The sequence below is a fragment of the Geodermatophilus sp. URMC 64 genome, assembly GCF_053502555.1.
Window position 1 is genome coordinate 4,305,551 of the sequence record NZ_CP199955.1, and the last position, 23,351, is coordinate 4,328,901.

Below are 23,351 nucleotides of genomic sequence, written 5' to 3' on the forward strand. Positions count from 1 at the left end.
TCCCGCCGACCGGCGGGTGCTGGCCCGCCGACCGGTGGGACGAGCCGCGTCCAGCCCCGGCGACGGCCGCCTGATCCGTGACTCGGGAGCGGCCGAGGCAGCTAGATGTCCAGCGGGAGCGCGGTGAGCTCGGCGCGGGAGGCGATACCCAACTTGCTGAACAGGCCGCGCATGTGGAAGTCGACGGTGCGGGGGCTGAGGAACAGCTGCGCGGCGACGTCCCGGTTGGACAACCCCTGCCGGACCAGTGCCGCGACCTGCCGCTCCTGGGCGGTGAGGTCGGTGGCAGTGGAGACGTCGCGGCGGCGGGCGGTCTCCCCGGAGGCCCGCAGCTCGGCCGCGGCGCGGTCGGCCCACGCCGCGGCGCCGAGCTCCTCGAAGAGGGTGAGGGCTGCGCGCAGGTGCTCACGGGCGTCGAGCCGGCGGCGGGCTCGACGCAGGTGCTCACCGAAGGCCAGCTCGGTGCGAGCCCGATCGGGCAGGCGCGGCGACTGGGCGTGCGCGGTCAGGGCGCGCCGGAAGTGGTCCTCGACGGCGCTGCCCTGCGCCAGCAGGGCGCGGCCGTGCTCGACGACGGCGACCGCGGCCGGCGCGCCGGTGCCGGCGGCGAACGCCGCCAGCTCCTCCAGCCACGCACGGGCAAGGTCGTCGCGGCCGGCCCGGACGGCGGTCTCCAGGCGGTCGATCGCCCCGAGCCGACCCATCCCGGGCTCGCTGATCTGCTCCAGATGGTGCAGTGCGGTCGCCGGCTGCCGGGCGGCCCGCACGCCTCGCGCCCAGTGCAGCAGGTCGACCACGACGATGTCGGTGACCCCGCCCGGGTGCGCCTGCCGAATGGTCGCCGCTTCGGCGAGGTGGCGCTCGGCGGCATCGTCCCCGTGGAGGGCAGCCAGCACGGCGAGTTGCGCCGTCGGCAGCGCCGTCATGCCCGGACGGCCCGTGCTGGCGGCCAGGGACCTCGCCTCGGCCGCGGCAGTCGCCGCCCTCGCCCAGGCGCCCACGGCGATCTGGAACTGAGCACCGCGGGTCAGGGCGTACTCCACCAGGTCCAGCGCTCCGCCGCGGCGAGCGGTGATCAGCAGCTGCTCGTGCCACCGCAGCCCGCGGGCGTCGTCGCCGATCAGCAGCGCGGCGATGCCCAGGTTGCGCTGCACGTGATCGTGGACGACCTCGGCGTCGGTGAGCGTGAACGCGTCGCGGAAGGCGCCGGCGGCCGGAGTCCAGTCCCGGCGGGCCGCGGCGACGAACCCGCGCAGCAGGGCCGCCGCGGCCCGCGTCCGGACCGGGGCGTCCGGCGCCGGTGCGGGCACCACCGCGGCCGGGTCCGCCGCGCGCGGTGAGCGGGCGCCGTACACGGCGAGGGCCGCGGCGACCACTGCCAGCTGCCGCGCCAGCGACGGGTCGATCCCGGCGGCGAGCTGCGCGGCCTGCAGGACGAGGTCGTAGCCGTCGTCGAGGGACCCGGTGTTCCACTGGATCTGGCCCTGCAGGGCCATCAGTTGCGCCCGCAGGAGCGGGTCGGTCACCTCTGCGGCCGCGGCGGTCGCCAGCGCCGCCGCGCGCGAGGGGTGCGCACCCGACCAGGCCGAGCACGCGGCCAGGTACAGCCGGCGGCCGCGGGCGTGGCCACCGGTGGTGAGCTCGGCGGCGCGGGCCCAGGCGGCAGCCGCGGCCTCGTGGCCGCCGCGGCCGGCGGCTCGTTCGGCGACGGTCTCCAGCGCGGCCACGACGTCCTCGTCGGGTCGGTCGACGGCGGCCGCCAGGTGCCACGCGCGACGGTCGGCGTCGGCCGGCAGCACAGCAGCCAGTGCGCCGTGGGCGGCGCGCCGCTGGGCGCTGGTCGCCGCGGCGTAGACCGCCGAGCGGACCAGCGGGTGGTAGAGGGTGACCGCGTCCCCGTCGACCCGGAGCAGCCCGGCCCGTTCGGCCTCGTCGAGGGCGTCAACGCCGGCGCCGAGGTGGTCGGCGGCGTTCCGGATCACGGTCAGCCGGCCGGTGTCGTCGGCCGCGGCGAGGAGCAGCAGCCGCTGAGCCGGCTCGCCGAGTCGCCGACAGCGGTCGAGGAAGCTCCGTTCCACTCCGCCGGTCAGCGGCAGCTGCGCCGGGAGCGGCGCACGGCCTACCAGTTGGTCGCCGGTGAGGGTGTCGACGAGCTCGCCGAGGGCGAGCGGGTTGCCGCCGGTCGCCTCGACCAGCTGGTCGCGGACCGCCGGATCGACGGGACCGCCCGCGCGGGCGGCCAGCAGCGCGCCGGCCGCCTCGCCGGTCACCTCACGCAGCACCACGGCGGGCAGCTCCCCGGCCTGGAAGTCGTGGGCATCGCCGTCGCGGGCGGCGAACAGCAGAGCGACCCGTTCGGCCTGCAGCCGGCGGGCGGCGAACAGCAACGCCGAGGCCGAGGCGTCATCGAGCCAGTGCGCGTCGTCGACCAGGGCCAACGTCGGGGACTCCTCGGCGGCGTCGGCAAGCAGGCTCAGCGTGCCCAGAAAGGCCAGGAACCGGTCCCCCTCGCCCTCCGCCTCACCGAGCGCCGCGCCCAGCGCCGCGCGCTGCGGAGCGGGGAGCGCCTGGAGGCGGGTGCGCAGCGGCCACAGCAGTCGCTGCAACGCGGCGAACGCCAGCGGCGACTCCGACTCCACGCCGGAGGTCCGCAGGACCCGCATACCGGACGGGCCGGCGGTGCGGACGGCGTCGGCCAGCAACGCCGACTTGCCCGATCCCGCCACGCCTCGCACCACGAGGGCGCCGCCGGCGCCGGCGCGGGCGGCGTCGAGCAGCGCGGCGACCGCTGCGCGTTCGGTGTCCCGGCCGGCCAGCACGAGCGGACGGTACCGATCTCCCGCGGCGGGTCGGTCCCGACCGATCCCGGCGGACGACCCGTGGTGCTGGACGAGACCGGCACCCTGACGAAGGGCAGCCGGAGGTCACCGACGTCGTCGACGGGGGAGCCGACGCCGTCCTGGCGCTGGTCACCTCACCCGGGCCCCGCAGCCGCAGCCGCCGGAGCGCTGAAGCCGGCACAGGCGGACTTCGGGAACCCGGCTCCATCCGCATCCCGGCACGAAGTCCTCGGCAGATGCGCCGTCGCCGGGCTACCTTGGCGTGCCACTGATGCGGTGTGCTGCCGTCGCGGGAGGGAACCGCATGGTCCGGCTGATGATCGTCGACGACGAGGCGCTGATCCGCTCGGGCCTCAAGCTGATCCTGGAGTCCGCTCCTGACATAGAGGTCGTCGCCACCTGCGACGGCGTCCGGGCGCTCGACGAGGCCCGGCACCACCGGCCCGACGTCCTGCTGCTGGATCTGCGGATGCCCGAGGTCGACGGCCTGACGATCCTGCGCGAGCTGCGGACCTGGCCGCAGCGACCCGCCGTGGCGGTGCTCACCACCTTCGACGCCGACCAGTTCGTCGCCGAGGCCCTGGGCGCCGGAGCGGTCGGCTTCCTGCTCAAGGACACCGAGCCCGAGCAGCTGATCCAGGCCGTGCGCTCGGTCGCCGCCGGGGGCAGCGTGCTGTCGCCGGCGGTCACCCGCACCGTCATCGACGGCTACCTCGGCGCCGCCTCCCGGGCCGACCTCGCTCGGGTGGGGGCGCTGAGCCCGCGGGAGCGGGAGGTGCTCGGGCTGCTCTGCGAGGGACTGTCGAACGCCGACATCGGACGACGGCTGCACCTGTCCACCGCCACGGTCAAGGACTACGTCAGCGCGGTGCTCGACCGCCTCGGCGTGGCCAACCGGGTGCAGGCCGCCGTCCTGGCCCGCGCGGCCGGGATCGCCGCCCCCGCGACGGCCGAGACCGGGGGGACCCGGTGAGGGGCCGCTCGACGGTGGTGCTGGTCGACGCCGCCGTCGTCGCCCTGGCCCTGACCGACTCCTGGTTGCGGGCGCTCGACGAGGAAAGCGGGCTGGTCGTCTCGCTGATCGCCGCCCTGGCCCTCGTGCTCCGCCGGCGCTGGCCCTACGTCGCGTTCGCCCTCACGCTCCCGGCGCTGTACACCGCCGACGTGCTGGTGGCACCCCTCGTCGCCCTGTACACAGTCGCCGTCTCCTCGCGGTCGCGGGGAGCGGTGCTGCTGTGCGCGCTCGTCGCGGGTGTCGGCAAGTTCCTCCCGTGGCCGCCCTACCCGGGCGACGTCTCCGAAGGGCTCGGGGACGTCCCCAGTGTCATCTTCGCCGGGCTGTTCGCTGCCGGGCCGGTGGCGCTGGGGTGGCTCGTCCAGGCCCGGCGTGAGCTGTCGGCCCGGCTGACCGAGCTCACCGCCGGCCGCGAGCGGGAACAGCACCTCGTCACCGAGACCGTGCTGGCCCAGGAACGGACGCACCTGGCACGCGAGATGCACGACGTCGTCTCGCACAAGGTCAGCCTGATCGCCGTGCAGGCCGGCGCGCTGCGGGTCACCACCGCGGACCCCACCGTGCGCGAGATCGCGGAGGCGATCCGCTCGCTCAGCGTCCAGACGCTGGAAGAGCTGCGCCAGATGGTCGCGGTGCTGCGTGCCGACGGCGGGCACGTGCCCGATCTCGCCCCGCAGCCGGGGCTCCGGGACCTCCCCCGGCTCGTCCAGGACAGCGGCCTCGACGCGTCGCTGACCTGGGACGGGCCCGATGACCGCCGCTGGCCGGAGTCGGTCGAGCGAGCCGTCTACCGCACCGTGCAGGAGGCACTCACGAACGTCAGCAAGCACGCTCCGGGCGCTCCGGTCACCGTGCTGGTCACGCCGTGGAAGGACGGGTTGTCCGTGGCCGTGCGCAACGGACGACCCTCGGGCGCCGGCTCGCCCTCGTCCGCCCTCCCGGGTGGGCGCCACGGTCTGCTCGGCCTCCAGGAGCGGGCGGAGCTGCTCGGCGGCGTGGTGCGCGCCGTCCCGACGGAGGACGGCGGCTTCCTCGTCGAGGCACTCTTCCCGGATCCGTCCCGCCCCGTCGCGGTGATCTGACCCGCCGGTCGGCGGAAAGGAAAGCAGCCGGTCGGCGGGATGCGGTTCTCCCGGCGCGGCGGCATCGTCACTCTCGTGACCACCTCCGTGCGCCGACCGCCTGCCGGAGTCGCCGGTCGCCACCACCGTCGCGCTCCTCACGGGCAGCCCCGGGGTGGGGCGGTCGTGACCGTCACCGGCCCGCATCGGCCGGAGGTCGTCGAGCAGCTGTTCACCGCCCTCGCCGGCCGCGACGGCACCGGCGCCGCCGGAGAGCTCACGGAGGTCGCGCAGGCGATCCTGCGCGGACGGCTCGTGCTCGTCGCCGCCGTGCGTCCCCTGCGAACCGGGCCCGGCGAGCAGGATGCACTTCTGGCCCGGTTGGTCCGGACGGCGGCCGCGCTGTCGGCCGCCACGGGCGTGCAGGTGGACGTCGAGGCCACCGAGACCGCGCCGTCCACGGCAGTGGACCGCGGCCGAGCCCGGGTGACCATCCTCGGGTCGCCGGTCCCGCTGGAGGCGGTGGCGGGGGCCGTCCAGGCGGTTCGCGCGGCCGGCGGGTGGGTCGACACCATCGCCACCTCGTCGAACGACCCGGTCACCGGGGTCGAGCTGGTCGCCTGCGGCGCGCCCCGATCGCTCCTCTGCCCCGCGCTCGCGCGGGTCGCCGCGGCGACCGACGTCGACGTCGCCGTGAGCTAGCGCGGCCGGCTCACCGCAGGACGACGAGGAGGTCGCCGCCCTCGACCTGCTGCACCGTCCCGATGGCCAGCCGCGCGACCGTCCCGGCGACGGGGGCGGTGATGGCGGCCTCCATCTTCATGGCCTCGATCGTCGCCACGGTCTGCCCGGCCTCGACGGCATCGCCCTCGGCGACGGTGAGGGTCACCACGCCGGCGAAGGGCGCCGCGACCTGGCCGGGATCGGCGCGGTCGGCCTTCTCGGCGGCCTTGACCTGGGCGTCGACGGTGCGGTCCCGGACCACGACCGGGCGCAGCTGGCCGTTGAGGGTGCACATGACGGTGCGCATGCCGCGCTCGTCCGGGTCGGAGATCGCCTCGATGCCCATCAGCAGCCGCACGCCCGGCTCGAGGTCGATCGCGTGCTCCACGCCGGACCGCAGCCCGTAGAGGAACTCCTTGGTCGGCAGGACCGAGGTGTCGCCGAACTGCTCGCGGTGCGCGGTGAACTCCCGGGCCGGGCCGGGGAAGAGCAGTCGGTTCAGCGTGGGCCGCGGCGCCTCGGCCAGGCCGCGGACGTCGTCCTCGGTCAGCTCGGCGGGCGGCTCGGCCGGGCGGCGGCCCTCCAGCGCCCGGGTGCGGAACGGCTCAGGCCAGCCGCCGGGCGGGTCCCCGAGCTCGCCGCGCAGGAACCCGATCACCGAGTCCGGCAGGTCGTACTTGCCGGGGTCGCTGGCGAAGTCCTCCACGGCCACGCCGGAGCCGACCAGTTGCAGCGCCAGGTCACCGACGACCTTGGACGACGGGGTGACCTTGACCAGGCGGCCGAGCAGCCGGTCGGCCGCCGCGTAGGCGTCCTCGACCTCCTCGAACCGCTGGCCGAGACCCAGGGCGATCGCCTGCTGGCGCAGGTTGGACAGCTGCCCGCCGGGGATCTCGTGGGTGTACACGCGGCCGGTCGGCGAGGGCAGGCCGGACTCGAACGGGGCGTAGAGCCGCCGGACCGCCTCCCAGTACGGCTCGAGCGCGTTGACCGCGGCCAGGTCGAGCCCCGTCGCCCGGTCCGTGGCGTCGGTGGCGGCGACGATCGCCGACAACGGCGGCTGCGACGTCGTCCCGGCCATGGAGGCGACCGCCCCGTCGACGGCGTCCACCCCGGCCTGCCACGCGGCCATCAGAGTGGCGAGCTGGCCGCCGGCGGTGTCGTGGGTGTGCAGGTGCACGGGCAGGTCGAACCGCTCACGCAGCGCGGCGACCAGCCGGGCGGCGGCGGGCGGCCGGAGCAGCCCTGCCATGTCCTTGATCGCGAGCACGTGCGCGCCGGCGGCCACGATCCGCTCGGCGAGGCGCAGGTAGTAGTCCAGCGTGTACAACCGCTCGCCGGGGTCGGCCAGGTCGCCGGTGTAGCACAGCGCCACCTCGGCGACCGCCGTGCCGGTCGCGCGGACGGCGTCGATCGCGGGGCGCATCTGGTCGACGTCGTTGAGCGCGTCGAAGATCCGGAAGACGTCCAGCCCGGTCGCCGCGGCCTCGGCGACGAACGCGTCGGTCACCTCGACCGGGTAGGGCGTGTAGCCGACGGTGTTGCGGCCGCGCAGCAGCATCTGCAGGCAGACGTTGGGCACCGCCGCGCGCAGCGCGGCCAGCCGCTCCCAGGGGTCCTCGTGCAGGAACCGCAGCGCCACGTCGTAGGTGGCCCCGCCCCAGCACTCCAGCGACAGCAACTGCGGCGTGGTGCGCGCGACGTGCCCGGCGACGGCGAGCAGGTCCTTGGTGCGGACCCGGGTGGCCAGCAGCGACTGGTGCGCGTCGCGGAAGGTGGTGTCGGTGACCGCCACCGCGGTCTGCGCCCGCAGCTGCGCCGCGAAGGCCTCGGGGCCGAGCGCGAGCAGCCGCTGCCGGGAGCCCTCCGGCGGCGCCGCGGCCGGATCGACCGGCGGCAGCTTCTCCACCGGGTCGACCAGCTGCGGCCGGCCGCCGTGCGGCTCGTTCACCGTGACGTCGGCCAGGTAGGTCAGCAGCTTGGTGCCGCGGTCGGCCGAGGTGCGGGCGGTGAGCAGGTGCGGCCGCTCGTCGATGAACGACGTCGTCACCCGGCCGCTGCGGAAGTCCGGGTCGTCGAGCAGGGCGGCCAGGAAGGGGATGTTGGTGGCCACGCCGCGGATGCGGAACTCCGCGACCGCGCGCCGGGCCCGGGCGACGGCGATGTCGAACGTGCGGCCCCGGCAGGTCAGTTTCACCAGCATGGAGTCGAAGTGCGCCTCGACCTCCGCGCCCAGCGACGCCCCGCCGTCCAGCCGGATGCCCGCACCGCCCGGCGAGCGGTAGGTGGTGATCCGGCCGGTGTCCGGCCGGAAGCCGTTGGCCGGGTCCTCCGTGGTGATCCGGCACTGCAGCGCCGCGCCGCGCAGCACGATCGTCTCCTGCGCCAGGCCGAGGTCGTCCAGGGTCTCCCCCGCCGCGATCCGCAGCTGGGAATGCACCAGGTCGACGTCGGTGACCTCCTCGGTCACCGTGTGCTCGACCTGGATCCGCGGGTTCATCTCGATGAACACGTGCCGGCCGGCGGCGTCGAGCAGGAACTCGACGGTGCCGGCGTTGGCGTAGCCGATGGCCCGCGCGAAGCGCACCGCGTCGGCGCAGATCCGCTCGCGCAGCGCGGGGTCCAGGTTCGGTGCCGGCGCGAGCTCCACCACCTTCTGGTGCCGGCGCTGCACCGAGCAGTCCCGCTCGAACAGGTGGATCACGTTCCCCTGCCCGTCGGCGAGGATCTGCACCTCGATGTGCCGCGGGTCAACCACCGCCTGCTCGCAGAACACCGTCGGGTCCCCGAACGCCGACTCCGCCTCGCGCATCGCCGCCTGCACCGCCGCGCGCAGCTCCGCAGGGTCCTCCACCCGGCGCATCCCCCGCCCGCCGCCTCCGGCGACCGCCTTGACGAACACCGGGAACGGGATCGCCGCGGCCGCGGCCAGCAGCGCGTCGACGTCGGCGCTCGGCTCGGTCGAGGCCAGCACGGGCAGCCCCGCCTCGCGGGCCGCGGCGATCGCCCGCGCCTTGTTGCCGGTCAGCCGCAGCACCTCCGCCGAGGGGCCGACGAAGGTGATGCCGGCCCGGGCGCAGGCCTCGGCCAGGTCGGGGTTCTCCGAGAGGAAGCCGTAGCCGGGGTAGACGGCGTCCGCTCCTGCCCGGCGGGCGGCGCCGACGATCTCGTCCACGGACAGGTAGGCCCGCACCGGGTGCCCGACCTCGCCGATCTGGTAGCTCTCGTCGGCCTTCAGCCGGTGCACCGAGTTGCGGTCCTCCCACGGGAAGACCGCCACCGTCCCGATGCCCAGTTCGTACGCGGCACGGAACGCCCGGACCGCGATCTCGCCTCGGTTGGCCACGAGCACCTTGCGGAACATCACGCTTCTCCTTCGTCGGTGGGGAAGCCTTGCACCCGGACCCGGTGGGGGAACACCCTCGCCGGCCGGCCGCTCCCGGGACGGGCGAGCGGCCGGCCGGGCGTGGTCAGTGGATGTGCGATCCGCCGTTCACGTCGTAGGTGGCGCCGGTGATGTAGCCGGTCTTCTCCCGGCAGAGATACGTGATCAGATCGGCCACGTCGGCGACCTTCCCGTTGCGCCCCACGGGGATCCCGGCGACGAGCTGGGCCTTGCGCTCGCCCTCCAGCGCCCCGCCGGTGATGTCGGTGTCGATGAGCCCCGGCGCCACGGCGTTGACCGTCACGCCCTGCGGGCCGAGCTCGCGGGCGAGCGCGCGGGTGAAGCCCAGCTCGGCGGCCTTGGCCGCGGAGTACGCCACCCCGCCGAACACGCCGCCGCCGCGCTGGGCGGAGACCGACGACAGGAACACGATGCGGCCGAAGCCGCGCTCGGCCATGCCGGGTGCCAGCCGGCGGGTGACGTTGAAGGCGCCGCGCACGTTGACGGCGAAGATGCGGTCCCACTCCTCGCCGGTGACCTCCAGGAACGGGGTGGGCGAGGTGATGCCGGCGTTGTTGACGAGGGCGCCGACCGGGGGCAGCTCGGTGTCGAGCACGGCCAGCGCGTTCTCGACCGACGCCTCGTCGGTGATGTCGCAGCGGATGCCGACGGCCTGCACGCCGTGCCGTTCGGCGATCTCGTGGGCGGCCTCCTTGGCGCTGGCCTCGTCGAGGTCGAGGACGGCGACGTTCCAGCCGGCGGCGGCGAGGGTGTGGGCGGTGGCACGGCCGATGCCGCGCGCGGACGCGGCGCCGGTGACGACGGCGGTCTTGTCGGTGACGGACACGGGATTCCTCCAGGGGTGGGTGGGGTGGCCGGTCAGGCGGTGGCGGGGGCGGGGTCGGCGGCCCAGGGGGCGGGGGTCGCGCCGTCGAGCTCGGACCTGACCCGGGCGACGACGGCGTCGGTCGACAGGCCGTAGCGGTCGTGCAGGGTGGGCAGGGCGCCGGCCGCGAGGAAGGCGTCGGGCAGCGCGATCGGCACCACCCGGGTGCCGGCCCCGGCGAAGGCCAGCGTGGCGGCGACCGACTCGGCCAGCCCGCCGATCACGGTGTGGTTCTCCAGCGTGACCACGAGCCGGTCGGTCCGCGCGGCCCGAAGGATCGCCGCGGTGTCCAGCGGCTTGATCGTCGGCACGTGCAGGACGGCGACGTCGACGTGATCGGCTTCGAGCCGGGCGGCGGCCTGCAGCGCCCGCATGGTCATCAGCCCGGTGGAGATGAGGACGACGTCCCGGCCCGTGCGCAGCTCGGCGGCCTTGCCCAGCTCGAAGCGGTAGTCGTACTCGTCCAGCACCGTGGGCACCGCTCCCCGCAGCAGCCGCAGGTAGGTGGGCCCGGGCGCCGCCGCGAGCGCGGGGACGGCCTGCTCGATGTCGACGGCGTCGCAGGGGTCGACGATCGTCAGGTTCGGGCAGCCGCGGAGGATCGCGAGGTCCTCGGTGGCCTGGTGGCTGGGGCCGTACCCGGTGGTGAGGCCGGGCAGCGCGCCGACGACGTTCACGTTGAGCCCCGGCTCGGCGATGTCGAGGCAGAGGAAGTCGTAGGCCCGCCGGGTGGCGAACACCGAGTAGGTGGACGCGAACGGCACCAGGCCCACCTCGGCCATGCCCGCCGCCGCGCCGAGCAGCGTCTGCTCGGCCATGCCCATCTGGAAGAAGCGGTCGGGGTGGGCGTCGCGGAAGACGTGCATGTCGGTGTACTTGGCGAGGTCGGCCGACAGCCCGACGATCTCGGGTCGCTCCTCGGCCAGGCGGACCAGCGCGTGCCCGAAGGGGGCGCTGGTCGTGCGCTGACCGGGGTCGGCGAACGAGGCGATCATCGCCGAGGTGGTGAGCTTCCTGGCGGGGGCGGTGCTGGTCATCGGGCCAGTCCTGCCTGGAGCTGGTCGCGGGCGATCTGCCACTCGTGGGCCTCGACCCGCATGAAGTGGGCTTTCTCCCGCGTCTCGAGCAGGGGCACACCCCGGCCGATGCGGGTGTCGCAGATGAGCACCGTCGGGGAGCCGCGGTGCTCGCGGAGTTCGTCCAACGCGGTCACGAGCGCGGCCACGTCGTTGCCGTCGACCCGCCGGGCGTGCCAGCCGAAGGCCTGCCACTTCTCGGTGACCGGTTCCGTGCGCAGCACGCCGGCCGTGGGGCCGTCGGCCTGCAGGGCGTTGACGTCGACGATCGCGGTGACGTTGTCCAGCCCGTGGTGGGCACAGGCCATCGCCGCCTCCCAGGTGGAGCCCTCGTCCAGCTCGCCGTCGGAGAGCAGGTTGAAGACGCGGGCCGGGTTGCCGAGGCGGCGCAGCCCCAGCGCCATCCCGGTGGCGACCCCCAGGCCGTGGCCGAGCGAGCCGCCGGAGATCTCCATGCCGGGGGTGTAGGACGCCATCCCCGACATGGGCAGCCGGGAGTCGTCGGAGCCGTAGGTCTGCAGCTCCTCCACCGGGATGATCCCGGCCTCGGCCAACGCCGCGTACAGCGCGATCGCGTAGTGGCCGATGGAGAGCAGGAACCGGTCCCGGTCGGGCCAGTGCGGGTACTGGGGGCGGTGGCGCAGCTGGTCGGTGTAGACGACCGCGAGGACGTCGGCGATACCGAGCGCCTGGCCGATGTAGCCCTGGCCCTGCACCTCCCCCATGTCGAGGGCGTTGCGGCGGATCCGGTAGGCGGCCTGCCGGATGCGCTCGACCCGTTCCGTCTGGTCGGCGGTGCGCTCGCCCGCCGTGTGCGGCGTCGTCAGTGAGGTCATGACGGGTTGCTCCTCGTCGGGTCAGTCGGTGGTGGAGTCGGCCGTCGGCCGCTGGTGGACGGCGGTGCGGGGGGCGGGCACCCCGCCCGGGGCGGCGGACCCGATGACGCTGCGCTCGAGAGCGGCGACGTCCTCGCGCTCGGCCGGGCCCCACGTCTCGCGGGTGATCAGCGCGGCGAGCAGGCCGAGCAGGCCGTATCCGCTGAAGAGCAGCGCCGGGCCGATCCAGCCGAAGCCGGCGTACAGCGCGGTCGCCACCAGCGGCGTGAATCCGGAGACCACCGCCGAGAGCTGGTAGGCCAGCGAGGCCCCGGTGGTGCGGGTCTTGGTCGCGAACAGCTCGGAGAACCACGCACCCTGCACGCCGGCCAGCGAGTTCTGGCAGACGGCGTAGCTGACGATGAAGGCCAGCACGATCGCCGCGGCCGCGCCGGTGTTGAGGACGAGGAACAGCGGGACGCCCCAGAGCACGGTCACCGCGGTGCCGAACAGGTACACGGGGCGCCGGCCGATCCGGTCGGTCAGGGCGCCCCAGCCGGTCGTGGCGAGGATGCCGATGCCGGCCGCGACCATGAGGGCGGTGAGGATGACCGGCCGGTCGGCGAGCTCCTCGCCGGCCAGGTAGGACAGCACGAAGGTCACGGACACGGCGTATCCGGCGGTCTCGGCGATGCGCAGGCAGAAGGCACGGAGCACGTTGCGCCAGTCGTCGCGGAGCACCTCGAGGAGCGGGTTCTTGGAGAGCTCGCCCTCCTCCTTGAGCTCCTCGAACTCCGGGGACTCGTCGACCTTGAGCCGGATGACGATGCCCACCGCGATCAGGACGGCGCTGAGCAGGAACGGCACCCGCCACGCCCACGTGCCACCGAGCGGCACGCTGATCAGGAAGGCCAGGTTGGCCAGCAGCAGGCCGACCGGGAACCCGGCCTGGGTGATGCCGGTGTAGAGGCCCTTCTTGCGCCAGGGCGCGTGCTCGAAGCACATCAGGATGGCGCCGCCCCATTCGGCGCCGAACGCCAGGCCCTGCACCACCCGGACGGCGACGAGCAGGATCCCGGCCCAGATGCCGACCTGCCCGTACGTGGGCAGCAGGCCGATGAGCACGGTCGCGATCCCCATGAGCAGCAGGGAGCCGACGAGCACCGGCTTGCGGCCGATCCGGTCGCCGAGGAAGCCGCCGATGATCCCGCCGAGCGGGCGCACCGCGAAACCGATGCCCAGCGTCGCGAAGGACAGCAGGGTGCCCGAGAGGGGGTCGTCGGCCGGGAAGAAGGCGTCGTTGAAGTACAGGGCCGCGGCGGTGCCGAAGCCGATGAAGTCGTAGGTCTCGATGGTCGCGCCGACCGAGCAGCCGATCGCGACCTTCTTCTTGGCCGGCGTGCCGGACACGGGGTGCCACTCCGCGACCGCCTCGAGGGAGGGGTCGTGGAGCGTGGGGTGCCGTTCGGTCATGGTGACCTCCGGGAGCGGATGTGGGCGGGGATCCAGTGGCCGCTGGCAGTTGACTGTTAACAGTCAACTGGCGACGAAGTCTGGATGGCCGCGGTCACAGTGTCAAGGGTCACTTCGTCGCCGCAGGTGAGCGGCACGAACGCCCGGAGATGCCCGGCCGGCGGAAGGGTCAGGCGGTGGCGGCCGACTCGGCGAAGTGCTCCGCGGCCGAGGACATGTGCTCCTCGACGATCCGCACCGCCTCGGCCGCGTCGGCCCGGTCGATGGCGTCCACGATCGGGGCGTGCCGGTCGCGCGCCATCATCGGCACCTGCCAGGCGGCGCCGTTGAGGATCGCGACGCGCATCCGCCCCTCGAGCCGCTGCCAGGCCTCGACGAGCATGGAGTTGCCGGCCAGCCGGCACAGCTGCAGGTGGAACTCGAGGTCGACGTCCATGCGCGCCGCCGGGTCCAGGTCCTCCTCGGCCATCTTGTCCAGCGCCGTCCGCAGCGCCTCGACGGCGGCCGCGCGCCGCGGGGAGGCGATGAGCTCCCGGACGGCCAGCCCCTCGAGCGCCGCACGCACGCGGAAGAGCTCGCGGACCTCAGCGGAGGTCAGGCTGTTGACCCGCAGCATGCCGCGGTTGCCCGGGCTGACCAGGCCCTCCTGCTGGAGATGCCGCAGCGCCTCGCGCACCGTGCCCCGGCTGACCCCGAGGGACGTCGCCAGCTCCACCTCGCCGAGGTGGTCACCGGGACGGTACTGGCCCGACAGGATCGCCGAGCGGACCGCCTCGAGCGCCCGCTCGCGCAGCGTGCTGCGGTCCAGGCTGGCCAAGGGCTCGATGCTCATGCGCACCTCCGGTCGGTCGTTCCCCATGCTAGCCAGGAGCTGTCGACATCCGGATGAAGACTGTCGACAGCTTCTGGCTCAGTCGGTGGCGACGATGCGGCGCAGCTCCGCCGCCATCGCGGCCGCCTCGCGGGAGGCCCCGCTGATCGCGTCCTGGGCCTGGGCGGTCGATGCGCTCTGGTGCTCCACCGCCGCGGCGATGGTGCCCTGCGCCTCGACGACGCCCTCGATGATCTGCTGCACGCCGGAGAGCGCCTCGCCCGCCGCGCCGACGTCCCCACGGACCGTCTCGACGACCCGGCGGATCCGCTCGGTGGCCTGGGCGGTCTCCGACGCGAGGTCCTTGACCTCGCCGGCCACCACGGCGAAGCCCTTGCCGGCCTCCCCTGCGCGGGCCGACTCGATGGTCGCGTTGAGGGCGAGCAGGTTGGTCTGGTCGGCGATCGCCGAGATGCTCCCGGCGATCTGGTCGATCTCGGCCATGGTCGCGGCGAGGCGCTCGACGGTCTCGGCGCTGTTCCGCGACCGGTCGCTGGCCTCCGAGGCGGTGGCGCTGGCGACACTGGCCGCCGAGGCGATCTCGGCGATCGCCGACCGCAGCGCCTCCATGACGTCGGTCGCGGTGCCGACGTTCACGTCGAGCCGCTGCCCCGCCTGCATCAGCTCGGCCAGTTGCCCTTCCAGGCCGGCCGCGCGCCGCTCGCGCTCCTCCAGCCGGGCCGCCGCCTCCTCCGCGGCGCGGGCGCGCTCGGTCGCCAGCTCCTCGACGGCCCGCGCCTGGGCGGCCGCCTGGTCCTCGGCCCGCTGCTGCTCGGCGCGCCGGGCGCGGTCGGCCTGCTCGCTGAATTTCCAGCCGTAGGCCAGGAACGTCGCCTCCGCCAGCAGGAAGACCGCGTGCAGGAGCGCGAAGAGGATCGGGTGCTCCTGCGCCTGGTGGGTGGAGAACACCGAGTGCGGCATCCAGAGGCTCATCGCCGCGTGGTGGACGGCGACGAAGACGACGGCGAGCAGGAACGGCGTCCACGCCTGGTACAGGGCGACCAGCGCCAGCAGCGCGTAGAACCAGATGTGCAGGTCGGTGAGCCCGCCGCCGACGTGCACCAGCACGTCGGCGCCGACCATCAGGCCGAGGCTGACCGCGCCGGCCCGCGCGACCTGACTGCGCAGCGCCTGACCGGCGACGAGCAGGATCACGATCACGGCGAGCTGGCCCCACAGCAGGAAGCCGCCCACCCCGCGGGAGAGCCCGATCGCGGCCAGGACCGGCGGGTGCAGCGCCAGGACAGCGGAGATGATCCGGTGGCGGGTGAGGAAGCTCTTGCCGTCGAGCCGGGCACCCCGCGGGATCGAGGCCCAGAACCCGGAGGCCGGCTGCGCTGCCGCCTCCTCCACCGTGTGCATCGTCGTCACAGCAGGTAGATCGACCGTTCCCGCCCTTGGATGAAGTCCAACGTCGGGGTGATCGTTTCCCACCCCGCGGCCGACCGCGGGGTCACGGAAGGGTCACGGCGGGCCGTGCGCACGTGACCACTGGGGCGGCTGTGCCGATCCGGGGGAACACGCCGGGCGCGGTACTGGCCGGGCGCGCGGGCCGCTCGGACCCTGTCCGGTATGACGAGCACGTACGCCTACGGCACCGCCCATGCGGTGGTGATGGTCGGCTCCTTCGGCTCGGAAGGCTTGACCCCCCGGCAGATCGGCCCCGCCCACGCCACCATCGGCCGGGTGAACGGGCAGAGCCGCAAGGCCCTCTGTGGCGCCTACGTGGCCCACGACGAGCAGCTGCCCTGGCCGCCGGACGGCTACGAGCCCGACCAGCTCTGCCCGACCTGCGCCCAGCTCGCCACCCTGTAGCTGCCCTCAGCCGCCGGCGATCGACGGCAGCACGTGCACCTGGGTCCCGTCCCGCAGCACCGTCGCCAGCCCCTGCTCGAAGCGGACGTCGTCCCCGTCCACGTACACGTTCACGAACCGCCGCAGCTGCCCTGCCTCGTCCCGGATCCGGCGGCCCAGCAGCGGATGCTGGGCCGCCAGCGTGTCGAGCAGGTCGGCCAGCGTGCGCCCGTCGACGTCGACGTCGAGCTCCCGGCTGCCGCCGGCGAGGTCCGCCAGGACCCCGGGCAGCAGCACCTGCACCGTCATGGCAGCCGCGCCGCGCGGACGGTGAGGACGTCGGGCAGGTGCTCGGCCACGGTCGTGAAGGTCTCCCCCTCGTCGGCGCTGGCGTAGACGCAGCCGTCCCGGGTGCCGAGGTAGATGCCGGTCGGGTCGCCGGCGTCGGCGCAGAACGCGTCCCGCAGCACGGAGGTCCACGACCCGTCGGGCAGGCCGGCGCCGCACTCCGTCCACGTCTCCCCCGCGTCCCGGGTGCGGTGCACCCGCAGTCGGCCGTCCGGCGGGACGCGCTGCATGTCGGCGACCAGCGGGATCACCCAGGCCGTCCCCGGCGTGGTCGGCGAGGACACGATCGGGAAGCCGAAGTCGGCCGGCAGGCCCGCGGCGATCGACGTCCACTTCCGGCCGCCGTCGTCGCTGCGGTAGACGCCGCCGTGGTTCTGCGCGTACATGCGCTCGGGGTCGCCGGCGTCGATCGCCACCTTGTGCACGCACTGGCCGTACTCGGGCTCCTCGGGCAGGAAGCCGGCGGCGATACCGCGGTTGCGCGGCTCCCAGGCGCCGCCGCCGTCCTCGCTGACGTAGACACCGCCGGCGCTCATCGCGACGACGACCCGGTCGGACGCGGGATCGGGCAGGACCGTGTGGACCGTCGCGCCGCCGCCCCCGGGCTGCCAGGTCGGGCGGTGCGGGTGGTCCCACAGGCCACGGACGAGCTCGAAGCTGCAGCCGCCGTCGGTGCTGCGCCACAGCGAGTGCGGCTCGCAGCCCGCCCACACGACGTCCGGCCGCTCCGGCGAGTCGGGCCGCAGCTGCCAGACGCGGGCCAGGGCGGCGCCGGTGTCCTCGGGGAAGCGGATGGCGCCGTGCTCGGTCTCCTGCCAGCTGCCGCCGAGGTCGTCGGACCACATGACCGTCGGCCCCCAGTGGCCGTACTGGATGCCGGCCAGCACCCGCGGCTGCGGACGGCGGGTGTCGATCGACACCGCCGCCACCTCCTGGGCGAGCAGGTGCGGCCCGTCGAGCGTCCAGCTGCGGCGGTCGTCGTCGCTGCGCGCGAGCCACAGCCCCTTGCGCGTGCCGATGGCGAGCAGGTCTGTCATGGCGGCCTCCGGGGTCGACGTCCTCGTCGTGGGGGCGACCGTAGCGCCGGGCACCGACCGCCGGTGCCGTGCGCGAGACCGCCCCTACGATGACTCCGACTCCCCGGGCCGCGGGAACTCAGCGGCGGGTCGAACCGCCGTCGCCGCGCTGCTCCGGCGGCACGGTGCTCTCCGCCGTCCGCTGGTCGGCCTGCATCCGCTCGTCGGCCGGACCGGCGTGCCGGCCGGACGTGCCGTCCGAGGAGAGCCCCGGCGCCAGCTTCTCCGCCTTGGCGCGCAGCTGCTCGGCCGCGGTCCGGTCCTCGTGCGCCTGCGACCGGATCTCCTGCGCCTCCTGCTCGGCCCGCATGGCGCGTTCCTGGGCCTCGGCCTGCTCGCGGCGGGCGCGGGCGGCCTGCTCCTCGGCCAGGGCGTGCTGCTGATCGGCACGGGCCTGCCGGACCTGGGCCTCTTGCAGGTGTTCGCGCGCCTGCTCACGCTTCTTGGTGTTCGCGATCTTGTTCCGTTTCGCAGCCATCAGCGCGAGCAGCGCCAGCAGCACGACGGCGACCACGACGATGAGCACGATCAGCCAGGTGTCCACGACCGTCTCCTCTCTGAGCGGTACGCGAGGTGTTCCCCCAGGCGGACGGCGGAAAACTCAGCGTGCGGGCGCGCGGCCGAACCGGTCGGCCATCTCCCGCGTCAGCGCCGGCCACACCTCGGGGTCGTGGCCGGGCACCAGCGGGTAGCCGCGGGCACCGGCGAGCCCCTTGAGCCGGCGGACCTGCTCGACGCACTCCTCGGGGCCGGCGTGCACGCGGCCACCGATCGGCAGCTCCTGGTCGATGTTCTCGGCCAGCAGGTCGGCCGCGTCGAAGGCGAGCACCAGCCCGCCGCCACCGACACGGTCGTCGAAGTCCACGACGAAGCTCTGGTGGCCGGGGGTGTGCCCGGCGGTGAGCACCGCGGTCACGCCCGGTGCGATCTCGACGTCGCCGTCGGCCAGCCGCCAGTCGTGCCGCGGGTCGTCGAAGTCGATGCGGTAGATCCCGTGCTGCTCGGCCTCGGGGGTCAGCCCGAACTCCAGCTCCCGGCGCTGGCAGTGCACCGGCCGGCCGGTGAAGTGCCGCAGCCCGCCGACGTGGTCGAGATGCAGGTGGGACAGCCCGACCGCATGGACGTCGGCCAGGTCGATGCCGGCGTGCGCCAGCGCCTCCTCCAGCGGCTCACCGGGCCCGGGCAGGATCGCCCGCTGCGCCGGGTCGCCGTGGAAGCGGCGGCGCAGCGCGGGGTCGTGCAGCAGGGCGGTGTTGAACCCGGTGTCCAGCAGCAGCCAGCCGCCGTCGGTGAGCAGCAGGACGCCGGGCACCGGCTCGCGCAGCCGCTGCTCCGGCGGGGCGCCCTCGACCGACACGTCCTTGGGCAGGTCCTCCCACCCGAGGGTCAGCAGGACGACGTCGCGGACGCCCGTGCGGGTCACTTCAGCGCGCTGCCGGCCTGCCACTCCTCCCAGGGAATCGTCCAGTCGTTGATGTTCGAGCGCAGCGTGCCCGCGCTGGAGCCCCGGATCTCCACGACGTCGCCCGGCTGGGAGAAGTTGAAGAACCAGGCCGCCCGGTCGGTGGACATGTTGATGCAGCCGTGCGAGACGTTCTCCCGCCCCTGCTGCGCCACTGACCACGGCGCCGCGTGCACGAACTCGCCGCTGTCGGAGATGCGGACCGCGTACTCGACCGGCGTCCGGTAGCCCTCGGGGCTGTCGACCGGCACGCCGTAGGTGCTCGAGTCCATGATCATGTCGCGGTTCATCTCGGTGACCACGTGCGGGCCGTTGTAGCTCGGGTTGTCCGGACTGCCGGCGCTGATCGGGAAGGTCTGCACCAGCTGGTCGCCGTCGAAGACCTGCATCTGGTGCGTCGCCGCGTCGGCGATGGAGACGTGCTTGGCACCGACGTGGAAGGACACCGTGCGGTTCTTCTCTCCCCAGATGCCGTTGCCGAAGTCGACGCCGTAGAGGTTGGCGTTGAGCGTGACGTCGGTGTTCGCCGGCCAGTACGTCGACGGGCGGAAGTGCACCTCGGAGTCGTTCAGCCAGCTCCACACGCCGTCGGTGGGCGTCGAGCTGACCACCTCGAGGTGGCTCTCGACGGCGGCCTTGTCGACGACCGGGTCGTCGAAGTAGACGCGGATCGGCAGGCCCACGCCGACGGTCATGCCGTCGAGCGGGCCGATCGACGGCGTCGACAGGGTGCCGGGGGTGACCGTGGTGAACGTGGTCGACGCCGTCGCCTCGTCGTCGTCCTCCGCGCCGGTGGCCGTGGCGGTCAGCGTGTAGGTGGTGCCGTACGCCAGCTGCGTGTCGGGGACCCACACCTCGGTCGTGGGCTGCCCGGCGGGGGCCTCGCCCTCGGCCGGCGCGTCGCCCAGCGTGCCGGTCACCGCGGCGCCGGCGGCGTCGACCAGGGTCACGTCGCCGATCTCGCCGTCGGTGACACTGATCTCCAGGGGGACGACGGGCGAGACGTCGGCGGCTCCGTCGGCCGGGGAGACCGCCAGCTGCACCGGCGGGGCGTCGGGGGTGGAGGACGATCCGGCCGACGAACCGCTGCTCTCGGCGCCCTCGTTGCACCCGGTGAGGAGCAGCAGAGCTCCGGCGATCACTGCGGCTGTGCGTCGCACTACCCGACCTCTCTCGTTCCGCCCTGTCCTGGGCATGCGGACGTGCTGGTCCGGACCCCAGTGTCCACGTTCGGGCGACAGGATGGGGATCCCAGTGACCAGTCCCACCCGCCCGGCCGCTCTCCGGCCTGCACGCGCTGGTATCGTCGTCCCCCGGTCGCCCCGGCACGCCGGTCGACACGCGCCATTAGCTCAATTGGCAGAGCAGCTGACTCTTAATCAGCGGGTTCGGGGTTCGAGTCCCTGATGGCGCACTCCCTAGCAAGCCGCTGACGTGGCTCACCACCGGCGTGGCCCCCGCCGTGTGGTCGCCACCCCCCGCCTGAGTCTCCGGGTCGCGTTCCGTCTCCAGACGGAACCGCCGGCGCTGCGGCACGGGGACCCGTGTCGGCCGCGGTGACCCGTGACCGTCCGGTGGGCGCCCTGCCCGCGGCCGGCCTCCGGCCGGCGGGCAAACTGCTCGGAGCCAGCCTGGACGAGACCGCGGCCACCACGCGGCGCCGGTTCGCCGACGCGGGCGCGGTCTCCGCCGAGCCCGACCTGGCCGAGCGGTCCGAGGACATCCTGCGAAGCGACGAGGACGCGGACGCCGCCGGAGGGCGCGACGATCCCAGCGTGTGATCGTCGTCGGCACCTGACCGGTCATCACGCTGCTCAACGACCGCGACGACCACCACGAGCGGCTGCAGTCGTCAAACTCGACCCGGTCCCGCCCGCTCGTGCTGGACGTCGATCCAGCTCTGCAGGTCGTCGCGGCGGTAGAGGACGCGGCGGCCGAGGCGGGAGCTGGCGGGGCCGGTGCCGACGTGCCGCCAGTACCGGAGGGTGGCGACGGGGGTGCGGAGGAGTTCGGCGGCCTCGCCGATGGTGAGCAGGTCGGGACGGCGGTCGTCAGTGCGCTCAGGCATGGCTGGCTCCTGGCTGGTGGGGTCGCGGGTGCACGGGTGGAAGGCGCCGTTTCGTGGCCGTCGCTGACAGTCCACGGCCCACTTCTCCTGTTCTTTGTGCAGTCCTTCTCCAGTCCTGCTGCCCCCCTCGTCGGTGCTCGCGGCACGGCGGAGCCGAGGACGCCCGGGATCACCGGCCGACGCCGACACCGGCGCCGGGTCGGGGCGTCCGGTTCACGACGGGCTCCGGCGGCCGGACGCTGCCGGCGGGTCGCGGCGAGGACGCCGGTGCCGGCGCTGCCCGGCCGGCGCGCCATCGGTCGCGCTCCTCGACCAACCGACCGGCCGGCAGGGCGAGCGGTGCCGGCTCGGCGCTCTGCCCGGCCCACGCTCCACCCAGCCGCACGCACCGTGACGGCGGCTGCCGGGAGGTCACTCGACGCGTAGGCTCCCATCTTGGGAGCGGCTGCAGCCGCTCATGGGTGGCCCCGGACCCGGCGACCTCACCGGTTTCCTGGGGAGAACTCCGTGCCTGCATCCGTTACTACCGCCGTCGCAGGTTCTGCGTCAAGTCCACCGGTCCGCGCCGGAATCTCCCGCCCGTCGTCGCCACTGGATCGCCGCACCCGTTCGCAGGAACCGCGCAGGGGCTTGCGCGCTCACCGGCTCGCCGCCCGCGGCGCCGAGCGGACCAGCGCCGCCGGGAGGACATGGTGATCACCCGGCAGCAGATCCGCGCCGTGTTGGCCGACGGAGGGCAGGTGGTCGACGGCGCCGGTCATTCCGTGGGTCGCATCGTGCACGTGCTCCTGGATGTGCGGACGGTCCAACCTGGCTACCTGACCGTTGCCTGCGTTCTGTGCGACGGGGTCGCGGTCCTTCCACTCACGCGGGCACGATTGCTCAATGGGTGCGTTCAGGTGCCCTACACCGCGGCCGACGTGTGCGGCGCTCCCCGCGCGGACGGGTCCACCGGGCGCCTTGACCCGCGGCAGGTGGAGGAACTCGACCGGTACTACGCCCGCCTGAACGACGGCGCCCCGGTGGCGCCGAACGAGAACGGCGAAGGGGGCCGGGGCGAGGGCTTCGCGCTTGCACCGGCCGATGCGGGGACACCGGCGGCGGCCGGCAACGGTCATCGGCGGGTGAACGGCACCATACCGGGATCCCTCACCGTCCACGCCCGGCTCAGCGTCCACACCGGCTCCGACGGCCTCCCGGCCTACGACGGCTACCCCGCCTACCCGGCCAGCCCCGTCGGGCCCTGGCCGCCGGTGGCCACGTACTCGGCCGGACCGCCGTGGTGGCAGCGCCGGCAGTGGCGCTGGCCGTCCGTCCTCATGGCCGTCCAGGCCATGAGGCTGGAGCTGCGCCCGCTGTTGGACCTGACCGGCCTGCCCGACGGGGAGCTCCAGGACCTCATCCTGGCCGCCAGTGAGGCCGCCAACAACGCCGTCGAGCACGCCCGCCTCCCCACCCCGCCGTGCTTAGACGTCCTCACCGAGGTCGGTGACGCCTGGGCCCGCATCGTGATCCAGGACCACGGTCGCTGGCGTGCACCCACCGCCGGGGGCCACCGCGGCCGCGGGCTGCAGATGATCGGCCTTCTGGCCGACGCCACGCTCACCGTCGGGCCACGGGGCACGACGGTGGTCCTGCGCAACCGTCCGGGGTTGTCCGGCTGACCGGGGAGCCCCCGCCGTCGGCACGTAGCCCGGCGACAACGCGAGTGAGGGGGCGGACATGGCGTCGACACGGGTGGCCGAGATCGTCTGCGCGGCCTGGGCCGAGTCCCCCGACGGCACCGGCGTGCCGGCGAACCTGGCAGCCGCCTGCGTCCGATCCCTCCCGGTGACCGGGGTGGGTCTCGCGCTGATGACTGATGACGGCCCGGCGGGGATCGTCGCCGCGACCGACGGTGCCGCGAGGGAGCTGGAGGAGCTGCAGTTCGCCCTAGGCGAGGGCCCGTGCGTGGACGCCTCCGGGACCGGGCGTCCGGTGCTGCAGCCGGACCTCGCCGCCACGGCGCCACGGCGCTGGCCGGCCTTCGCGGGAGGAGCCCTGGAGGCCGGCGTCCGCGCCGTCTTCGCATTCCCGCTCCGGATCGGCGCCATCCGGGTCGGCGTGCTCGATCTCTACCGGGACCGGGCCGGACCGCTGTCCACCGACGAGCTCACCGAGGCGTGGTCGTACGCCGACGCGGCGACGTTGGTCGTGCTGGACGCGCAAGCCGGGTCTCCGGTGTTGGTGCCGGTCCCGGTCCTCGACGACCGAGCCGAGGTGCACCAGGCGACGGGCGTGGTCTCCGTGCAGGCCGCGGTCGGCCTGGCCGAGGCTCTGGTCATGCTCCGTGCGCGGGCCTTCGCCGACCCCCAGCCCCTCGGGGACCTGGCGCGGAAAGTCCTCGCTGGGACGGTGGACTTCCGGGATGTCCGCGGCAGTGGTTGACGGCACAGCGCGGTGGCGGGACACAGGATCG

21 protein-coding genes and 1 tRNA gene are annotated in these 23,351 nt (G+C 74.3%); 8 read left to right on the plus strand and 14 right to left on the minus strand.

From position 1 onward, the window contains the following. Nucleotides 1-101: 101 nt before the first annotated feature. Complete coding sequence (locus tag ACWIYF_RS20930) at nucleotides 102-2,819, minus strand: AAA family ATPase (RefSeq protein ID WP_448624748.1); 2,718 nt, start codon at nucleotides 2,817-2,819, stop codon at nucleotides 102-104. Between the two features lie 325 nt (nucleotides 2,820-3,144). Here ACWIYF_RS20930 and ACWIYF_RS20935 point away from each other — a divergent pair, with 325 nt between their 5' ends. From ACWIYF_RS20935 to ACWIYF_RS20945, 3 genes are all read left to right on the plus strand, one after another. Beyond that, a complete protein-coding gene (locus ACWIYF_RS20935; RefSeq protein WP_448624749.1) occupies nucleotides 3,145-3,813 on the plus strand; it encodes a response regulator in 669 nt (222 codons plus the stop codon). Beyond that, nucleotides 3,810-4,937 (plus strand): sensor histidine kinase, encoded by a 1,128-nt coding sequence (locus tag ACWIYF_RS20940; protein WP_448624750.1) that lies wholly within the window; start codon nucleotides 3,810-3,812, stop codon nucleotides 4,935-4,937. The genes ACWIYF_RS20935 and ACWIYF_RS20940 overlap by 4 nt, the downstream gene beginning before the upstream one ends. 165 nt (nucleotides 4,938-5,102) lie before the next feature. After that, nucleotides 5,103-5,618: a hypothetical protein gene (locus tag ACWIYF_RS20945; RefSeq protein WP_448624751.1), complete on the plus strand. Its 516-nt coding sequence runs from the start codon at nucleotides 5,103-5,105 to the stop codon at nucleotides 5,616-5,618. Nucleotides 5,619-5,628: 10 nt separating this feature from the next. Here the strand turns inward: ACWIYF_RS20945 and ACWIYF_RS20950 are convergent, their stop codons facing one another. The 7 genes from ACWIYF_RS20950 to ACWIYF_RS20980 form a co-directional block, all read right to left on the minus strand. Further along, entirely contained in the window at nucleotides 5,629-9,003 is a 3,375-nt protein-coding gene (locus tag ACWIYF_RS20950) for a pyruvate carboxylase (RefSeq protein WP_448624752.1), read from the minus strand. Between the two features lie 106 nt (nucleotides 9,004-9,109). Further along, nucleotides 9,110-9,871: an SDR family NAD(P)-dependent oxidoreductase gene (locus ACWIYF_RS20955; RefSeq protein WP_448624753.1), complete on the minus strand. Its 762-nt coding sequence runs from the start codon at nucleotides 9,869-9,871 to the stop codon at nucleotides 9,110-9,112. A 32-nt stretch (nucleotides 9,872-9,903) separates the two neighbouring features. Further along, the gene (locus tag ACWIYF_RS20960; protein ID WP_448624754.1) at nucleotides 9,904-10,947 is read right to left on the minus strand and encodes a transketolase family protein; all 1,044 of its coding nucleotides are present in this window, start codon (nucleotides 10,945-10,947) and stop codon (nucleotides 9,904-9,906) included. Further along, a complete protein-coding gene (locus ACWIYF_RS20965) occupies nucleotides 10,944-11,822 on the minus strand; it encodes a transketolase (protein WP_448624755.1) in 879 nt (292 codons plus the stop codon). The genes ACWIYF_RS20960 and ACWIYF_RS20965 overlap by 4 nt, the downstream gene beginning before the upstream one ends. Nucleotides 11,823-11,843: 21 nt before the next feature. Continuing rightward, entirely contained in the window at nucleotides 11,844-13,274 is a 1,431-nt protein-coding gene (locus tag ACWIYF_RS20970; RefSeq protein WP_448624756.1) for an MFS transporter, read from the minus strand. Nucleotides 13,275-13,443: 169 nt separating this feature from the next. Beyond that, nucleotides 13,444-14,106 (minus strand): GntR family transcriptional regulator, encoded by a 663-nt coding sequence (locus ACWIYF_RS20975; protein WP_448624757.1) that lies wholly within the window; start codon nucleotides 14,104-14,106, stop codon nucleotides 13,444-13,446. A gap of 78 nt (nucleotides 14,107-14,184) precedes the next feature. After that, nucleotides 14,185-15,498: a methyl-accepting chemotaxis protein gene (locus tag ACWIYF_RS20980; protein ID WP_448624758.1), complete on the minus strand. Its 1,314-nt coding sequence runs from the start codon at nucleotides 15,496-15,498 to the stop codon at nucleotides 14,185-14,187. Nucleotides 15,499-15,717: 219 nt separating this feature from the next. Between ACWIYF_RS20980 and ACWIYF_RS20985 the strand changes: the two genes are divergently transcribed. Next, entirely contained in the window at nucleotides 15,718-15,960 is a 243-nt protein-coding gene (locus ACWIYF_RS20985; RefSeq protein ID WP_448624759.1) for a hypothetical protein, read from the plus strand. Between the two features lie 6 nt (nucleotides 15,961-15,966). Here the strand turns inward: ACWIYF_RS20985 and ACWIYF_RS20990 are convergent, their stop codons facing one another. The 5 genes from ACWIYF_RS20990 to ACWIYF_RS21010 all read right to left on the minus strand — a co-directional run bounded on the left by ACWIYF_RS20990 (nucleotide 15,967) and on the right by ACWIYF_RS21010 (nucleotide 19,985). Continuing rightward, nucleotides 15,967-16,248, minus strand: coding sequence for a ubiquitin-like small modifier protein 1 (locus ACWIYF_RS20990; RefSeq protein ID WP_448624760.1), 282 nt, complete (start codon nucleotides 16,246-16,248; stop codon nucleotides 15,967-15,969). Then, the gene (locus ACWIYF_RS20995) at nucleotides 16,245-17,324 is read right to left on the minus strand and encodes an exo-alpha-sialidase (protein ID WP_448624761.1); all 1,080 of its coding nucleotides are present in this window, start codon (nucleotides 17,322-17,324) and stop codon (nucleotides 16,245-16,247) included. Before ACWIYF_RS20995 ends, ACWIYF_RS20990 begins: the two co-directional genes overlap by 4 nt. Nucleotides 17,325-17,442: 118 nt before the next feature. Beyond that, nucleotides 17,443-17,907, minus strand: coding sequence for a hypothetical protein (locus tag ACWIYF_RS21000; protein WP_448624762.1), 465 nt, complete (start codon nucleotides 17,905-17,907; stop codon nucleotides 17,443-17,445). Between the two features lie 57 nt (nucleotides 17,908-17,964). Next, a complete protein-coding gene (locus ACWIYF_RS21005; protein ID WP_448624763.1) occupies nucleotides 17,965-18,786 on the minus strand; it encodes an N-acyl homoserine lactonase family protein in 822 nt (273 codons plus the stop codon). After that, complete coding sequence (locus tag ACWIYF_RS21010; protein ID WP_448624764.1) at nucleotides 18,783-19,985, minus strand: Ig-like domain-containing protein; 1,203 nt, start codon at nucleotides 19,983-19,985, stop codon at nucleotides 18,783-18,785. Before ACWIYF_RS21010 ends, ACWIYF_RS21005 begins: the two co-directional genes overlap by 4 nt. A gap of 181 nt (nucleotides 19,986-20,166) precedes the next feature. Between ACWIYF_RS21010 and ACWIYF_RS21015 the strand changes: the two genes are divergently transcribed. Then, nucleotides 20,167-20,239: transfer RNA gene (locus ACWIYF_RS21015), tRNA-Lys, on the plus strand. A gap of 142 nt (nucleotides 20,240-20,381) precedes the next feature. Then, nucleotides 20,382-20,606: a hypothetical protein gene (locus tag ACWIYF_RS21020; RefSeq protein WP_448624765.1), complete on the plus strand. Its 225-nt coding sequence runs from the start codon at nucleotides 20,382-20,384 to the stop codon at nucleotides 20,604-20,606. A 71-nt stretch (nucleotides 20,607-20,677) separates the two neighbouring features. On the opposite strand, the gene ACWIYF_RS21025 is transcribed toward ACWIYF_RS21020, so the two are convergent. Beyond that, nucleotides 20,678-20,893: a helix-turn-helix domain-containing protein gene (locus ACWIYF_RS21025; protein ID WP_448624766.1), complete on the minus strand. Its 216-nt coding sequence runs from the start codon at nucleotides 20,891-20,893 to the stop codon at nucleotides 20,678-20,680. Between the two features lie 899 nt (nucleotides 20,894-21,792). Between ACWIYF_RS21025 and ACWIYF_RS21030 the strand changes: the two genes are divergently transcribed. Together ACWIYF_RS21030 and ACWIYF_RS21035 are read left to right on the plus strand one after the other, a co-directional pair. Then, the gene (locus ACWIYF_RS21030) at nucleotides 21,793-22,557 is read left to right on the plus strand and encodes an ATP-binding protein (RefSeq protein ID WP_448624767.1); all 765 of its coding nucleotides are present in this window, start codon (nucleotides 21,793-21,795) and stop codon (nucleotides 22,555-22,557) included. A gap of 58 nt (nucleotides 22,558-22,615) precedes the next feature. After that, nucleotides 22,616-23,320: a GAF and ANTAR domain-containing protein gene (locus tag ACWIYF_RS21035; protein WP_448624768.1), complete on the plus strand. Its 705-nt coding sequence runs from the start codon at nucleotides 22,616-22,618 to the stop codon at nucleotides 23,318-23,320. Nucleotides 23,321-23,351: the final 31 nt, after the last annotated feature.

Bases quoted from the DNA above. Each gene is read 5' to 3' on its own strand.
- ACWIYF_RS20935 (WP_448624749.1), top strand. From the start codon at position 3,145: ATGGTCCGGCTGATGATCGTCGACGACGAGGCGCTGATCCGCTCGGGC.
- ACWIYF_RS20965 (WP_448624755.1), bottom strand. From the start codon at position 11,822: ATGACCTCACTGACGACGCCGCACACGGCGGGCGAGCGCACCGCCGAC.
- ACWIYF_RS20970 (WP_448624756.1), bottom strand. From the start codon at position 13,274: ATGACCGAACGGCACCCCACGCTCCACGACCCCTCCCTCGAGGCGGTC.
- ACWIYF_RS21025 (WP_448624766.1), bottom strand. From the start codon at position 20,893: ATGCCTGAGCGCACTGACGACCGCCGTCCCGACCTGCTCACCATCGGC.
- ACWIYF_RS20960 (WP_448624754.1), bottom strand. From the start codon at position 10,947: ATGACCAGCACCGCCCCCGCCAGGAAGCTCACCACCTCGGCGATGATC.
- ACWIYF_RS20985 (WP_448624759.1), top strand. From the start codon at position 15,718: ATGACGAGCACGTACGCCTACGGCACCGCCCATGCGGTGGTGATGGTC.
- ACWIYF_RS20975 (WP_448624757.1), bottom strand. From the start codon at position 14,106: ATGAGCATCGAGCCCTTGGCCAGCCTGGACCGCAGCACGCTGCGCGAG.
- ACWIYF_RS20990 (WP_448624760.1), bottom strand. From the start codon at position 16,248: ATGACGGTGCAGGTGCTGCTGCCCGGGGTCCTGGCGGACCTCGCCGGC.
- ACWIYF_RS21035 (WP_448624768.1), top strand. From the start codon at position 22,616: ATGGCGTCGACACGGGTGGCCGAGATCGTCTGCGCGGCCTGGGCCGAG.
- ACWIYF_RS20995 (WP_448624761.1), bottom strand. From the start codon at position 17,324: ATGACAGACCTGCTCGCCATCGGCACGCGCAAGGGGCTGTGGCTCGCG.
- ACWIYF_RS20950 (WP_448624752.1), bottom strand. From the start codon at position 9,003: ATGTTCCGCAAGGTGCTCGTGGCCAACCGAGGCGAGATCGCGGTCCGG.